The sequence below is a fragment of the Microcystis sp. BLCC-F209 genome (assembly GCF_041928595.1).
GTDB lineage: Bacteria > Cyanobacteriota > Cyanobacteriia > Cyanobacteriales > Microcystaceae > Microcystis.
This window is the reverse complement of sequence record NZ_JBHFLL010000159.1, coordinates 1-15,401: the sequence shown is the minus strand read 5'-3', so window position 1 is coordinate 15,401 and position 15,401 is coordinate 1. Positions and strand designations below refer to the sequence as shown.

General features: G+C 45.2%; 13 protein-coding genes and 2 pseudogenes. 7 read left to right on the top strand and 8 right to left on the bottom strand.

Translation table 11 applies throughout. The features are described from left to right. Positions 1-1,648 (bottom strand): site-specific DNA-methyltransferase (locus tag ACE1AQ_RS09765; RefSeq protein ID WP_374808326.1); only part of this gene is annotated, 1,648 nt, incomplete at its 3' end. Between the two features lie 129 nt (positions 1,649-1,777). Then, the gene (locus ACE1AQ_RS09760; protein WP_008199011.1) at positions 1,778-2,611 is read right to left on the bottom strand and encodes a photosystem II manganese-stabilizing polypeptide; all 834 of its coding nucleotides are present in this window, start codon (positions 2,609-2,611) and stop codon (positions 1,778-1,780) included. Between the two features lie 422 nt (positions 2,612-3,033). On the opposite strand from ACE1AQ_RS09760, the gene ACE1AQ_RS09755 reads away from it, so the two are divergent. Both ACE1AQ_RS09755 and ACE1AQ_RS09750 read left to right on the top strand, forming a co-directional pair. Then, positions 3,034-3,378, top strand: coding sequence for a hypothetical protein (locus ACE1AQ_RS09755; RefSeq protein ID WP_008199013.1), 345 nt, complete (start codon positions 3,034-3,036; stop codon positions 3,376-3,378). Positions 3,379-3,547: 169 nt separating this feature from the next. Further along, positions 3,548-4,975: a phosphoglucomutase/phosphomannomutase family protein gene (locus ACE1AQ_RS09750; protein WP_008199015.1), complete on the top strand. Its 1,428-nt coding sequence runs from the start codon at positions 3,548-3,550 to the stop codon at positions 4,973-4,975. 38 nt (positions 4,976-5,013) lie between these two features. Here the strand turns inward: ACE1AQ_RS09750 and ACE1AQ_RS09745 are convergent. Next, positions 5,014-5,919: pseudogene (locus tag ACE1AQ_RS09745) on the bottom strand (methyltransferase); the annotation flags it as partial. Here ACE1AQ_RS09745 and ACE1AQ_RS09740 point away from each other — a divergent pair. Together ACE1AQ_RS09740 and ACE1AQ_RS09735 are read left to right on the top strand one after the other, a co-directional pair. Then, positions 5,919-6,035 (top strand): annotated as a pseudogene (locus ACE1AQ_RS09740) (transposase); the annotation flags it as partial. The pseudogenes ACE1AQ_RS09745 and ACE1AQ_RS09740 overlap by 1 nt on opposite strands. A gap of 377 nt (positions 6,036-6,412) precedes the next feature. Then, positions 6,413-7,363 carry an NAD-dependent epimerase/dehydratase family protein gene (locus ACE1AQ_RS09735; protein WP_106909685.1) on the top strand — a complete coding sequence of 317 codons (951 nt, stop codon included), beginning with the start codon at positions 6,413-6,415 and terminating at the stop codon, positions 7,361-7,363. A gap of 82 nt (positions 7,364-7,445) precedes the next feature. Here the strand turns inward: ACE1AQ_RS09735 and ACE1AQ_RS09730 are convergent, their stop codons facing one another. After that, positions 7,446-8,387 (bottom strand): DUF1517 domain-containing protein, encoded by a 942-nt coding sequence (locus ACE1AQ_RS09730; RefSeq protein ID WP_002761304.1) that lies wholly within the window; start codon positions 8,385-8,387, stop codon positions 7,446-7,448. A gap of 209 nt (positions 8,388-8,596) precedes the next feature. Between ACE1AQ_RS09730 and ACE1AQ_RS09725 the strand changes: the two genes are divergently transcribed. The 3 genes from ACE1AQ_RS09725 (at position 8,597) to ACE1AQ_RS09715 (ending at position 12,005) form a co-directional block, all read left to right on the top strand. Further along, on the top strand, positions 8,597-9,856 hold the full coding sequence (locus ACE1AQ_RS09725) for a phosphopantothenoylcysteine decarboxylase (RefSeq protein WP_110545719.1): 1,260 nt from the start codon (positions 8,597-8,599) through the stop codon (positions 9,854-9,856). A 43-nt stretch (positions 9,857-9,899) separates the two neighbouring features. Beyond that, positions 9,900-10,199 (top strand): 2Fe-2S iron-sulfur cluster-binding protein, encoded by a 300-nt coding sequence (locus ACE1AQ_RS09720; protein ID WP_008199024.1) that lies wholly within the window; start codon positions 9,900-9,902, stop codon positions 10,197-10,199. Positions 10,200-11,048: 849 nt separating this feature from the next. Then, on the top strand, positions 11,049-12,005 hold the full coding sequence (locus ACE1AQ_RS09715; protein WP_008199027.1) for an RNA polymerase sigma factor, RpoD/SigA family: 957 nt from the start codon (positions 11,049-11,051) through the stop codon (positions 12,003-12,005). Positions 12,006-12,192: 187 nt separating this feature from the next. Here the strand turns inward: ACE1AQ_RS09715 and ACE1AQ_RS09710 are convergent, their stop codons facing one another. From ACE1AQ_RS09710 to ACE1AQ_RS09695, 4 genes are all read right to left on the bottom strand, one after another. Next, positions 12,193-13,080 carry an S-methyl-5'-thioadenosine phosphorylase gene (locus ACE1AQ_RS09710; RefSeq protein WP_008199029.1) on the bottom strand — a complete coding sequence of 296 codons (888 nt, stop codon included), beginning with the start codon at positions 13,078-13,080 and terminating at the stop codon, positions 12,193-12,195. 82 nt (positions 13,081-13,162) lie between these two features. Continuing rightward, positions 13,163-13,489 carry an urease subunit beta gene (locus ACE1AQ_RS09705; RefSeq protein WP_008199032.1) on the bottom strand — a complete coding sequence of 109 codons (327 nt, stop codon included), beginning with the start codon at positions 13,487-13,489 and terminating at the stop codon, positions 13,163-13,165. Between the two features lie 19 nt (positions 13,490-13,508). Beyond that, the gene (gene ureA, locus ACE1AQ_RS09700) at positions 13,509-13,811 is read right to left on the bottom strand and encodes an urease subunit gamma (RefSeq protein WP_002738360.1); all 303 of its coding nucleotides are present in this window, start codon (positions 13,809-13,811) and stop codon (positions 13,509-13,511) included. Positions 13,812-14,192: 381 nt separating this feature from the next. Further along, positions 14,193-15,401, bottom strand: a 1,209-nt coding sequence (locus tag ACE1AQ_RS09695; protein ID WP_374808321.1) for a DUF4114 domain-containing protein, incomplete at its 5' end; no start/stop codon positions are given.

Below are 15,401 nucleotides of genomic sequence, written 5' to 3'. Positions count from 1 at the left end.
CCCCCCCCCCCCCCCCCCCCCCCCCCCCCCCCCCCCCCCCCCCCCCCCCCCCCCCCCCCCCCCCCCCGGGGGGGGGGGGTGGGGGGGCCCCGCTCCCCGGTATCTGAGATTTTACCCCCCCCTGCCCCCCCTTCAAAGGGGGGGAGTTAGTTGGTTGGTGGGGAATAAGGATTTTTGTACCTTTTCTTAGACAGGTGATATCTAATACTAAATCGCCGGGGTCGGTGGTCATTAATAGACAGCGTTGGATGACTTTATTTGATGTTTGAACTACATAATTCATATTTGAAGGTGCTGATGTATCACTCCACATCGCAGTTAAAGGAGATATTGCGTAATCGCTTAATTTAAGTGCATATCTCAGCGTTTTTCCGTCTTCATAGGGAATCAATCTTCCTTGCTGTTTTAATCTATCCATTCCTTCTTGACTGGTTTTCCAGCACTTACCTTGAGGGGGATGATAAGTTTTTCCATTGATTTGAACGGGAAAAACCCTGTCACTACTGATACCAATTGGACTCATTGAAACTAATTGGACTAAATCAGTTCCATCAGGTAAAAGTTTATGATTATTTATTTCTTCAATATTTAATTTTCTAGTTGTTCCATCAGGTAAAATTCCATAATTCCAATGATTATCGCCTTGAACATTCATATCTTGGAAGATTTGTTTATATTTAAGATTTTCTTTTTTCTTGGCATAAAATAATATAAAATCACCTATTTCCTCTAAAAGTTTTGCTCCTAAAGGCATCGTTTTTTTTCTAAACTTAATCAAACTAACAAAATTCTCCCCGCCAAAAACCTCATCCATCAATTCCCGAACATGATGAACATTCTCATCGGAAATCTGCACAAAAACACTACCGCTATCAGTCAACAACTCCCGGGCCAACAACAAACGATCGCGTAAATAACTCAGATAGGAATGTAACCCTAATTCCCAAGTATCTCGATAAGCTTGCACCATCTCCGGTTCGCGGGTGAAATCATCGTCATCGTTGTGTTTAACGTCGCGTTTTCTCACAAAAGGTTGAAAATTAGAACCAAATTTTACCCCGTAGGGAGGGTCAATATAAATCATCTGCACCTTACCCCCCATCCCCTCATATTGTAGTAGGGAGTTCATTGTCACCAGCGAGTCACCGAGAATCATCCTATTTACCCATTTATCGTGGTACTCATAAGCTCGGAGAATCTGGTCAGTAATTGACCATTTAGGGTCATTAAATAGATTCAATTGTTCCCCTTTTTCCACCTTGTGGGATTTCAGGGTTTCAATAATTGCCCTAGTGGATAAACGTTCATGGACAAATAGAGGTAAAGTTGGCACTTGAAAAGATAACCTTTCGGCCTTTCCTGTCCAATTTAAAAACGGTTCACCGATTGCCTTGAGTTTACGCGCTGCTATTTTGGCGGTTTCTAAATCTTCTGCCGCGAGAATTTGCTCAATTAAGGCCTCAGCTTCTTCTCGTGCGGGGTTTTCATCCCAGTTTAACTCCGGGGACAAGGAGGAATCATAACGATAGGTGACAGGGGGTTTCTTTTTCTTGAAGTGGGGTTCCGTGCCAATATCGGGGCGCTGGGGATGTTCCTCGCCATGGTTGTAACTTTTGGCTTCCGTTTGCTTGTTCGTCTTCTTGGGCATTAGCAACTCTTCCTCCATGGCGAGGTCAATCTTTATTGTAACCCTTTAATAACCCCAAGAGAGCCGAAAAAAAGCGAACTTCTCTGGGGAGAAATTCGCCTTAATTTCCAGAAATTCTGAATTTATTAATTAGGCACGAGCTTCGAGACGACCGTAGAAAATGCCGCGAATTTTCACTTCTTCAGCATCTTTTGCGCCTAAATCGGTGTCGGAAGGCTGTTCACTTTCAAAAACACCAGCAAACTCGCCGGTAGAAGCGTCAACTTTAGTTACCTGTAAAGACATAGTACCTTTACCCAGTTCCGTCGCTTTGACGTTAGCGCGCTGGAAATCTTGACTATCAGCACTAGCGGGTAAAGCGACAGCATTATCATAACCCGTTACCACACCCCGACCTTTGGGATCTAAGAAACCAGCGCCACGATAGGAGGGAACTTTAAAGTCGCCTTCAAAATCGGTGGAACTGTTAATCGAGTTAAATCCGGCTTCGGTTTTGCCAGTGAAACCTTTAATGGTAAAGAAGAGGGGAACTCTTTCACCTCCGGGTAATTGTACGGTAATGGGTTGGAAATCGATACCGTCTTCTTCCTTGAGGGTTAAAACACCGTCTTCGCCTACGCTTAAACTCGCTGTCATCTGTTCTAAACTGGTGGTATCTCTGGTTAAGAGTTTACCCGGGATAAAGGTGGCCGCTTCCCGCTTATTAACGGGTTCACCCTTGACAAAATATTCTTGGGGTTCCAAGCATAAATCCGTCACCACATAACTTTCGCCGCGTTCTAAGGGGAGAGTACCCCGGGTGAACTCGGAAATCTGCGGACATTTGTTAGCTAATCCCGTGTTTAAAATTTCATCATAGGTTAGCTCGTTTCTATTCAGGACGGCACTAGGCGCGTCGCTACAAGCTGTCAATACCCCTAAGCACAAGGCTAAAAAGGCAACTAACAAGGCACGAAATCTCATCTATGTCAACCTCTCTTTGTCAATCTTTACAATTACTACCCTTGATCCATAGCCTGATGAATTATCGAATCGGTTGCGCCAATTCACCGAAACTCAGTTTATCAAAGATCAGTGACCATTGAGAAGATGGGAGACAGGGGACGGCAGGCAGGGGATAGGAGTCAGGAGATAGGAGTCAGGAGACGGGAGGCAGCCGGCAAGAGGCAAGAGGCAAGAGGCAATAGGCAGGAGGCAATAGGCAGGAGGCAGGAGGCAATAGGCAGCTTTGTTCTCCCCACTTCCCCACTTCCCCACTTCCCCACCCCCCCCACTTCCCCACTTCCCCACTTCCCCACACCCTCTTTCAAGTCAGGAGGCTCTAAGTAACTGATAGCTGATGACTGATATGATCGGTGTGACTGTTTTCAGATGCAAAAATTTCGATGAATAGCCGATTGCCGGGAGATAATAGCCAATTAGATAGCCAACTGCATTCCCTTGTAACGACGGTGACAGCGATCGCCCAAGAACAGCAGGGAGATTGTAACGGTTTGTTAATGTTGCTGCGAACTTTAGAAAATTTACATCGGCAAATTCGCGAGCAGATGTTCGAGCCGTCTTTACCCAATACCCGTAAGGACTTATACGGATTACTCCGGGATATCGAGGAAACCGGGGGATGGCCCTATATAGAACGGATGAAGTTACAAATGTTAATGGAAAAATTATTAGCCAGTGAAGTCGGCGCGCTCGATTCGGCGGCAAAAAGCGATGATCGGGAAAAATGAAAAGGTGTTGGGTTTTTAGGGTGTTAGGGTGTTAGGGTGTTGGGGTTTTAGCTGAAATTCCCCATTTCCCCATCTCCCCATCTCCCCATCTCCCCATTGCCTATCGCCAAGGGGTACGGAGCGGGTTACAGTATTGGGAAAATGGATATTTAAGGGTAGTTCGTAAATCATGACCACCGTGAACCCGATTAAATTTGGAACCGATGGCTGGCGCGGGATTATCGCCGCCGATTTTACTTTCGATCGAGTCGCTCTGCTCGCTCCCTTGGCGGCTCAAGTTTTAGCGGATAATTATGGTCGGATCACGGGTTCGCGGACGATGATCGTCGGCTATGATCGGCGGTTTATGGCGGAGGATTTTGCTCAAACTGCGGCGGAATCGCTGCAAAAAGCTGGTTTTGATGTGCTTCTCTCCCAATCCTACGCTCCCACTCCCGCTTTTAGTTGGGCAGCTCGATCAGAAAATGCTCTCGGTGCGATCGTGTTAACCGCCAGTCATAACCCAGCTAAATATCTCGGTTTGAAGGTTAAAGGTTATTTTGGTGGTTCTGTCTCGCCGGAAATTACCCAACAAATTGAAGCTTTATTGTCTAATCCGCCGCAATTTAAGGCCAATGCAGGTAAATTAAGCACTTTTGAACCGTGGTCGGGTTATTGTCAGGGTTTACGCCAAAAAGTTAATATTGCCGCTATTGCCAACGCGATCGAATCGGGACAACTAAAAGTTTATTCCGATGTCATGCACGGTGCGGCGGCTACCGGTTTAGAGCGTCTTTTGGGGGTGGGAATCACGGAATTACGCGGCAATCGCGATCCTTTGTTCGGTGGCGGCTCTCCGGAACCTTTGCCGAGAAATTTGACGGAAATCATCGATAAGCTGGCTCACAGCGCAAATTTAGCCCCTTTGCGAGTAGGTTTGGTCTTCGATGGCGATAGCGATCGAGTGGCGGCGATCGATGGTCGGGGGAATTTTTTAAGCACCCAAAATCTCATCCCGATTTTAATCGAGCATTTAGCCGGCAAAAAAGGAATGAGAGGGGAAATTGTGAAAACGGTGAGCGGTTCCGATTTAATTCCCAAATTAGCCAGTTTATACGGTTTATCGGTCTTTGAAACCCCGATCGGTTATAAGTATATCGCCGATCGAATGTTGACCACTCCTGTGTTAATTGGTGGGGAAGAATCGGGAGGTGTCGGTTATGGTAGTCACATTCCCGAACGGGATGCTTTATTATCAGCTTTATACGTTTTGGAAGCAGTGGTAGAATCGGGCCAAGATCTAAGCGATCTTTACGCGCAATTACAGGATAAAACTGGTTTTTATTCTCAGTATGATCGTATTGATTTGCCCCTAGCTAATATGGCAGCTCGCCATCAGTTAATTACTGCTTTGGATCAGGAACCCTTAAGGGAAATTGCCGGTAAACAAGTGACTGATTGTAATCCTATCGACGGTTATAAATTCCGTTTAGAAGATGGGAGTTGGTTGTTAATTCGCTTTAGTGGTACAGAACCAGTTTTGCGTCTCTACTGTGAATCTTCAACCCTCGATCGAGTTCATGAAATTCTCGCCTGGGCAAAATCTTGGGCTACCTAAATAGAAACCCGTTTTCTTGAAGAAAACGGGTTTCTATGTTATTTTTTAACGCATTCAATAATACAAATATCTTCTTGAGTCGGAATAATTCGATTTAATTTTAAACCAGTTTGGCTCAACAATTCCTCAAATTCTTCTGCGGTTCTTTCTTTACCTCCCGGACACATAACTAACATATTTAGGTCTAACATTTTAGCGGCCGAAGGATTATTACCCGCAGGAACAACCATTTCCAAGACTAAAACTTTCCCATCGCTATCTAAAGCTTGACAACAGTTTTTCAAAATAGCAATCGCTCGTCGATCATCCCAATCATGAATAATATGTTTTAATAAATAGCCATCTCCTCCCGACGGTACGGATTCAAAAAAACTACCTCCAACGGTTTGACAACGATCAACAATACCGTGTTTTTCTAAAGTGGGTTGACAATGGGAAATTACATATTCTTCATCAAAAAGAATCCCTTTTAGTTGGGGATATTGCTCTAAAATTGTCCCCAACATCTCACCGTACCCACCACCCACATCTACTAGGGTTTGAAATTCCGAGAAATCATACACAGCTAAAATAGCTTTCTCCTCCGACAAAGAAAAACTATTCATCGACTGTTCAAAAATCTCTGCATCTAGCGGATGAGTTTGAAAATATTCAAAGACCCCCATCCCAAAGACATCATCAAAGGATGGTTGTCCCGTTTTAATACTATGTAACACATTTCCCCAAGCTTGATAATGGGGGGCTTCTCCTAACATAATCGCTGTCGCTTTTACTGACCGGGGATGGTCACTAGATAAATGTTCAGCTAAGGGAGTTAGTATAAACTGTTGAGATTCAGTTTCTTGAAAAATTCCCACACTAGCTAACCCTCTCATCAGTCGGTATAAAGCAGCAGAATTGGTCTCAGTTAGGGAGGCTAACTCTTGACAAGATTTCGCTCCTTCCCTATTTTTGGACGGGAGCTTATTTCCTGTCCAGTTGTGGCGGCGTTACCGTCGAACCACTAAAAAAATACGTCGAGAACCAAAACTCCCGGAAAGTGGAAATGCTACCGCGTTAGTTTCATTCTGGTCGCGATTCATCTCCCGTTAACCGCTACGCGGTTTAACGGGAGATGAATCGCTCCATCGAGATAGAATAAATCTGCTGCAAAAGCAAGTTATCGAGGCGGTATCGGGTCAAAATATCTAAAACTTAGGATAAATTTGACATAATCTTCGGTTTTATGGATCGGATAGTTGTCTCTTGTCTTTTTTCTCCTCCAGTCGCCTGTTTCGGACTCTCCTTATCTAAGGAAAGATTCTTGATTTTTGCAGGAGATATAATAAATCTATCGATTTTGACCCCTAAAAGCGGACCGCGGACGGCGCACATTGATTACGGCAAAAAGCGCAAAAATGATTACAATCGATCCAAAATATCAACGACTAGGATTAAATGGCTACTCATATTGTTACTGGTGTCGCAGGTTTTATCGGTTCTAACTTGGCAGAAAAGCTGTTAGAACAAGGAGATCAGGTGATCGGTATCGATCAATTTAACGATTATTACGACCCCAGTTTAAAGCGCAAAAATGCTCATATTCTAGCAAAATATCGCGAATTTAAGTTAATTGAAGCGGATATACAAGCCCTCGACTGGCGACAACTGTTGCAAGGAGTAGAAGTATTATTCCATCAGGCAGCCCAAGCGGGAGTCAGAGCAAGCTGGGGTGATGGATTTCGTCAATATACCGAAAGGAATATAAATGCTACTCAAATCATTCTTGAGGCCGCTAAGGAAACCCCGTCTTTACAAAGGATGGTTTTTGCCTCCACTTCCTCGGTATATGGCAATGCGGAAACGATGCCGACTCCCGAAACCCTTTGTCCCCAACCGGTTTCACCCTACGGCATCACCAAATTAGCGGCAGAAAGACTCTGTTGGCTATATCACCAGAATTTTAACGTTCCCGTCACTGCCTTGCGTTATTTCACCGTTTATGGACCGCGGCAACGTCCCGATATGGCTTTCCATAAGTTTTTTCAAGCAGCGATCGCAGGTAAAGCCATCGGCATCTACGGGGATGGCAAACAAACCCGCGATTTTACCTTTATTAGCGATGCTGTAGCCGCTAATTTAGCCGCTGCCGTAGTGCCGGAAGCGGTGGGGGAGGTGTTTAATATTGGTGGTGGTAGTCGCGTGGTTTTGCTGGATGTCTTGGATACCATGGCAAAAGTCATCGGTAAACCTATCGAGCGATCGCATCAAGGACTCGCCCGGGGAGATGCCCGTCACACCGCCGCCGATGTCACCAAAGCCCGTACTATTCTAGGTTATGACCCCCAAGTCTCTTTAGCCGAAGGATTAGCCCAAGAATGGCAGTGGATTCAGGAGTTATATTGTTAATGGCAGCAATTCCCTAATAATCAAAAAATCTCCCCGTTAAAGGGGAGATTTTGGGCAATATCTAGGGTTATACCCCGACAAATTACACCAATTTCAGATCGGGATAATTGGCGAGAATGTCGTCTTGACTGAGAATATCACCCTCGCTTTGAGGAGTCCAAATCACTTCTACCGCTAAAAGTCGATCGCCTCCCATACTACCAATTTGTTGCAGGGCTTGTTTCAAGTCTTGGGAATCATTAATTTTGGCTAGAGAAAATTTACCGACAATGCCAGCTAAAATAGTCACCAAAATATAGCCTTCCGGTGCGGTTTTAGCTAATTCTCCAGCCGATTCGGGTAAAATATTTTCTTGAGAACCTTGACGCAGTTGATTATTGTAATTAGTTAAGGTTTCCGCCGTTAGTTTACCGCGTTCGTTGAGAGACCACTGATTAAACTTCGCTTCTGCACTGCTGAGGCTGGTTTGTTGGCAATCGACGTTACCATAAACCCAGTATTCCGGATGACGCAACAGGGCGAGGGCCGATTCTTGTAAGACTTCGACGCGTCCCTCGGAGGTGCTAGTATCCACAGTTAGGGCGATTTGATTTAATTCTTGTTGCAGATAACGGGCATTAGCCAACAAACCCACCTGTACTTTAGCCACGGAGACGGTTTCATAACCGGATTCTATCGTCATACCATTCTCATCACTGCCTCCACCATTACGGAAAGCATTAACGAGGAAATTGGCAATAGCAAAAAAGATTAACAGAGAAATTAAGCCACCGCCACCACCACCCCAAAAGAAGGGTAAAAGGAAGGGAAAACCAATACCTCCACCGTAACCGGGGGAACTGTAACCACCACCTCTAGAAGGGCTAATACTGCGACTAGGGGCGCGAAAACTACCGCCCCCCATTCTACCCCCCGATGCCGCCAAAGCACTGGAAACATTGCCTAAAATCAGCGTTGTCACTAATCCTAGAACTAATAGCGGCTTGGCAAGCGATCGAACTTTAGTTAAAATTTTGTCAATCATAAGAACACCGAAGCAACCCTTTATTTACTAGGATAACCAGTTTCTCCCTCAGGGATAGACAAACCCCGAATAGGGATAACCGAATCAGTTATCAGTGATCAGTTATCAGTGATCAGTTATCAGTTATCAGTGATCAGATTTGAGTTTTCAGTTCACTGTTTACTGTTTACTGTTTACTGATCACTGACAAAACCCCCACCCCCAAATTTATGACTTGGAATTTCTCCCCTCCCACGGATTCGGACTTAGGCGATCGCGAAGTACCCTTAGAAAATCATCATCTCTGGGGTAAACGGATTGCTTTACTGGTAACGGGAGGGATTGCGGCCATGAAAGCGCCACTAATTGCCCGCTCTTTGCGGAAATTTGGGGCTACAGTCGTGGCTTTTGTCTCGGAAGAAGCTTTAAGATACGTCACCAGGGAAGCTTTGGAATGGAGTACGGTTAATCCCGTAATTAGCCAATTAACGGCAAAAGCAGAACATTTAAGCGATCAATCTCCCTTTGATCTTTATTTAGTCGCCCCCGCTACCTATAACACGATTAATAAGTTTCGTTACGGAATCGCTGACGGAGTGATCACTTCATGCTTGGCCTCGGCCTTGGGACGACAGGAAAAGGGAAAAACTAAAATTCTGCTTGTCCCCACCATGCACGGCAGTTTACATAATGCTATTCTGACTGAATCTTTGCAAACTCTCGATCGCTTGGGAGTCGAGATTATGCCACCCCGCGATGATTACGGTAAGCACAATCTCCCCGGGGAAAAAGAGATTACCGTGGCAGCCTGTGGGATTCTCAGTAATTCTGTCCTGAAAAATATGCCGATTTTAGTCACTGGTGGACCCACACCCGTGATTATCGATAATATCCGTCGCTTAACTAATCGTTTTACTGGACAATTAGGGGCCGCTATTGCAGAAGAATTATACCTGCGCGGGGCAAAGGTGCAGTTAATCCACGGACGGGGCAGCTATACACCCCCCGCTTATTTACCCCATGAAATTATTGAAACTTATGACGAGTATCTAGGGAAGGTTATGGGAGAATTAGAGAGTAAAAATTATAAATTTGGGATTTTTTCGGCGGCAGTGGCCGATTATCGCTTAGAAAGCCCTTTTTATGCTAAGATTCCCAGTGGAGGGCAGTTAAATCTTAATTTTGTGCCGACGGAAAAAGTGATTGACAAGGTGAGAGAAAAATTTCCCGATTTAGAGATGGTGACTTTCAAGTATCAGGAGGGAGTCAGTCAGGAGGAGTTGCTGGAAATCGCCCGTAAACGCCTAGAAAAGGGCTATCAGGCCGTCATTGCTAATAGGGGTGAGGAAAAGGGCGATCAAGGGGAACAGGTGGCTTATTTGGTCACAAAAGCGGCATTGGGGAAATTTATCGGTAAAAAAGCGATCGCTATTGGCATCGCCGAATATTTAGAAGAGCGAGCCAAAAATGTTACAATCAAAAAAATTTAATATTTTTTAATATTAATTTGCAAAAATTTAGGGTAAGACAGTCATGGGTAACATCAACTTCGTCAAAGAGAATAAGATCGTGGTAGCGGCAGATGGAGCGAATTTACGAGAGAAAGCAATCCAGAATGGCGTTGATATCTACACTTTTGGCGGTAAATTGATGAATTGTGGCGGTTACGGTCAGTGTGGTACTTGTATAGTGGCAATTGTCGAGGGGATGGAAAATCTCTCGGCTAAAACCGACTTTGAACAGCGTTGTCTGAAGAAAAAACCCGAAAATTATCGTTTAGCCTGTCAAACCATCGTTAATGGCCCTATTAGCGTCCAAACTAAACCAAAATAGCCTTTAAGCGTCAGTCCCCACCCTCAGCAACGCACCGGTGGGGAAGGTGCGGGGAGCGGCCATTGACGGGTTCGATAGGGGTGAAAATTGCCAGACAATATTACTTGAGTGCCAAATGCTTGGCATTTAATAGCATAATTCCCTGCGCGACTTTTTCAGCCAACCCTAATTTAAGGAGATGTCTTGGGAAGACATCTCCGCTTTCCCTGGCCAAGCACTGACAATCAAGAGGTTTGCCAGAAAATATCAGCTTTACTGCCTTTAAACTAAGTATTGGACATTTTAGTACAAATGTCCGAACTTCCTCTGATACTAAATCCCTTTTTAATAGTGTGATTAACTCTCAAGTTATGAATTGTTTCTCCCCACACCCCACTATCCTATACTTTTTAAACAGGATTTAGTATGACTACTCTCTTCACCGCTCAGATAGCGATCGCTATCTGAGAAAATTGCTCATTTTGTCATCTAGATTGCATCCCGATCGGAAACCTTTGGGTAATCTATGAGTACAGATACTCAAACCTCCCCTTCCTTGCGGCGTTGCTGATCGGGATAATTTTTTTCTCATAAACTTTACAATATTTAATAATTGTTGTAATATTAGTTAAATAACCAAGGTTCTCACTACTTGCCATTTATGCCCATAAACTCTACATATAGCTAAAAACAGGACTATAGAGCCAATTAAATCCTCAATTAGATTTCTCTCTATCCTTGAGTAATCACTCACCAATCTCTTTACAAAACTAGAAAAAACTCCGATAGCATCTCCTTAACTGCCCCTGGGGAAGCGATCTGAAAAACGCCATCAATCCCTGCATATCAACCCTCAACCGACGCGCACTCATGAAAACCTCGAAAAACCCCACCGATCCAGTTCGCTCCTATCTCAGAGAAATTGGCCGAGTTCCCCTTCTCACCCATGAAGAGGAAATTCTCTACGCGAAACAGGTACAAAGATTAATTTTTCTGGAAAAAATCAAAGAATCCCTAAGATCTCAACTCGGCAGGGAACCCAGCGATCGCCAGTGGTCAGAAGCGGCGGAAATTAGTGAAGAACAACTACGTCGAGAATTAGGGGCGGGGGATTTCGCCAAGCGCAAGATGGTAGAAGCGAACCTGCGTCTAGTGGTTTCCGTGGCTAAAAAATACCTAAAACGCAATCTAGATCTATTAGACCTGATCCAAGAGGGAACCATTGGGATGCAAAGAGGTGTGGAAAAATTCGATCCCACCAAAGGCTATCGCTTTTCCACCTATGCCTATTGGTGGATTCGCCAAGCCATCACCCGGGCGATCGCAGAAAAAAGTCGCACCATCCGTCTGCCCATCCACATCACCGAAAAACTGAATAAAATCAAAAAGGCCCAGCGTCAACTAGCTCAAGATAAGGGTCGCGCTGCCACCATTGCCGAATTAGCCGAGGAATTAGATCTAACTCCCAAACAGGTGCGAGACTACTTGGAAAGGTCCCGTCAACCCCTTTCCCTTGACTTAAAGGTGGGGGACAATCAAGACACGGAATTAGGGGAACTCTTGGAAGATACGGGACTTTCCCCCGAAGATTACACTGCCTATTCTTCCCTGCAAGTGGATTTGGAAAAACTGATGGCAGACCTCACCCCTCAACAAAAAGAAGTGATTTGTCTGCGTTTTGGTTTAGATAATGGGCAGCCCCTCACCCTAGCGAAAATTGGCGTTCGACTCAATATCAGTCGTGAACGCGTCCGTCAGATCGAACGAGAAGCGATCGCTAAATTAAGAAAACGCAGGGCTAACATCAGAGAATACCTAGCTAGTTAGGGTTTGCGGCAAAAAGCTGTTCGTGGGGGCAGGGTGTGGGGTGTAGGATGTGGGGATAACAAAGCTGCCTTTTGCCTTTCGCCGACCGTCCCCTGCCTCCTGCCTTCGTTAAGGGTCAAATTGAGCGTCTGAATAACAGCGAGAAAAATGGCCCATTTCTAGATTTATCGGCCACTTTTCTCGGCTCTTATTTCTCTACTTCTTCAAGATATTTTTGCAACAGGAGAGCTAATTTTTCTTTAGTGGCGACGGGAACAGAATCTAGACGGGTAAGAATAGCGTATTTAAGGGCAGAATGAGCGACGGAAACGGGAGGATTAGCTGCCAGACGACGCACCGTTTCTTGGATGACTTTTTGGGCATTAATAGCGTTATGGTGGAGATTTTCGATCACCATTTCTACCGTGACATGATCGTGATCGGGATGCCAACAATCGTAATCGGTAACTAAGGCTAAGGTAGCGTAGGCAATTTCCGCTTCTCGCGCTAATTTAGCCTCGGTTAAATTGGTCATACCGATCACGGTTGCCCCCCAACTTCTATAGAGATTTGATTCCGCTTTAGTAGAAAAAGCCGGCCCCTCCATACAGAGGTATGTACCGCCCCGATGCAGGGTAACTTCCGGTAGGTTTAAACTGGCGACGGCATCCCCTAAAATGCTGGCTAATTGGGGACAAATGGGATCACCAAAGGCGACGTGGGCAACAATTCCTTCCCCAAAAAAAGTCGCTATTCTCTCTTTAGTTCTGTCAATAAATTGATCGGGAATGACTAAATCTAGGGGTTTAACTTCCGCTTTGAGGGAACCAACGGCCGAAGCGGAAATAATATATTCAACCCCTAATTGTTTGAGAGCGTGAATATTAGCTCGAAAGGGTAATTCGGTCGGTAAAAAATGGTGACTTCTGCCATGACGCGCTAAAAAGGCAACTTCTGTTCCGTCTAAAGTACCGAGAATTAAAGCATCGGAAGGAGAACCAAAAGGAGTATCGAGGGATACTTCCCGCACATCCTTGAGGGCATCCATTTTATACAAACCACTGCCGCCAATGATGCCAATTTTTACCGTCGTCATAGTCTTGGAAAGAATTAGTTATCGTTGCCTTGATGTTACCACAATTGAGCGATCGAACTGTGATAATTTTTCTGTCAAGGCCTTACTTTTTCTTTTTCTTGCCTTTGAGGGAACCATTAATTACACCATTAAAGCCATAAATTTCTTCAGTTCCCGCAATGGCAACTAATTCCACCTCTTTCGTGTCTCCCGGTTCAAATCTAACGGACGTACCTGCGGGAATATTCAGATGGGTTCCTTTGGTTAATTCGCGCTGGAACTCCAAGGCCTCGTTAACTTCATAAAAATGATAGTGGGAACCCACTTGAATCGGTCGATCACCTGTATTGGCCACAGAAATACGCAGGGTGTCGCGACCGACATTAATCTCAATCTCCCCAGATGGTGTGATAATTTCTCCCGGAATCATAACTGCTAAAAATCTCCTGTTAATGAATGGGATTGTGAACGGTAACTAATTTAGTACCATCGGGAAAAGTCGCTTCGATCTGCACTTCCGTAATCATTTCCGGGATGCCTTCCATTACCTCCTCGCGAGTCAATAAAGTGGTGCCGTAACTCATCAATTCAGCGACGCTCCGACCTTCCCTCGCACCTTCGAGGATGGCGGCGCTAATATAGGCGATCGCTTCGGGATAATTTAACTTGATACCACGGTTTTTGCGTCTTTCGGCGAGCAGTGCCGCCGTGAAAATGAGTAATTTATCTTTTTCTTGGGGCGAAAGTTGCATAGATGGGTCTTTTTTTCACACAGATGCCTAGGGTTATTGTAGTTCTTGGCGGGATAGTTGTAGCGATCGAGTTGTGAAATTTTATTTACTTAGCCTGCTTTATTGATGAAGATTTGGGAAGATACTTAAAATTCTTGCTAGGAAAGTCCTTCAGCGATCTGGCTAAAAAACGGCTGGCAATTGGTGAATAATTCAGGCTAGTGTCTCGTTCTTATTTGAAATAACTATAAATCATTGCTGGATTGGAAGCCAGCCATGCCACCATTAATCGGGAACGGCAATGAGTTCTGTGGGGCGACAAATGACGGTGATTCGCAGTTAGAAAAAGACAACCACCGGCAACTCCCAGAGGAAATAGTTTATCAAACCAGCAAAGGACGATTAAGCAATAAAATTAAACGCCAAAATCCCATCATTAAAATCGTTATCGCTGATATTGGGTAAGTTCCCCGGTAAATCCTCAAAGCCAAAGATATTATTCCCCCTTGACCGTAAATGTTCCGCCCCATCGGGATTTGCCGACCCAAAGGAGAAGTAGGCCACCTCATGACTCATATAGTTTTCTAGGGTAGCCGCCACGTTATCGGGATTCTTGGTCAAAAATGCCTGAACACTCCCTTGCAGACTTTCTCCCAGATTGCCCCCATTGGCAATGACAAAAGGTGCGTAGCGTCGCCCCCCTTCCAACAACACATCTCCAAATTCAGCGGCGGTGGTGCTTTGGTTTGCCCCTTCCCCACTGGCCCGCAAAAAGAAGTTATTCACTGCTTGACTTAAGGCACTACGCGCATAACCCGCTTGACCCGGTTGAATTAACTCTGTGGCGTTGCCATCTCCATCTAAATCGAGGCTGTCAAAAACGGCTCCGTTGTCATCCGCCACTGGATAGAGACCGACAACGTTATTAAAGAAAGCTCCCGTCTGTTGGAGTCCCTCCTCAATGGCTGTCACCTGTATGCTACTGGGCAAGTTACTGAAGTTGAAAACCAGAGAACCCTGTCCATTGCCCGTATTTTTAAATTCAAGGGCCTGGGGATTAACGTCTTGGTCGGGTAGATTGGTAATTTCTAGGGTGAAATTAACCGTTGCGTCTGGCGTGGCATTGGGAGCCGGGTTGAGGGTGGTATCCGTTACCGCCACCGTCAGATTATAGAGGGATTGGGCTTCAAAATCAGCCTTACCGATGAAGAATAATTCCCGGCCACGAATCTGGAAACTGCTCTGATCATTCCCCAACAAAGAAAGGCTATTGGTCCCCAAGGCATCATCGCTAATCTGAATATCGGCAACTTTGACACCTTGACTGGTATCGGTATTTTCAGCGATCGCATTGGTACTATTGGCCAGAATTAGGGCTGTGGGAGCTTCGTTGACATCGGTGATGTTTAAAGTTAAGGTTTGGGTGAGATCGGGGGTGACACCAACGGTTGTATCATCGACATTGACGGTGACTTCGTAACTGTTTTGAGCTTCAAAATTAGGAGTAAAACCGACATAGAAAAGAGCCGAATTCTGAATTAAGAAGCGCTCCCTATCCCGTCCCGTGAGGAAGAGATTATTGGTTCCTAAACCATCATCTTCAATCAGGAG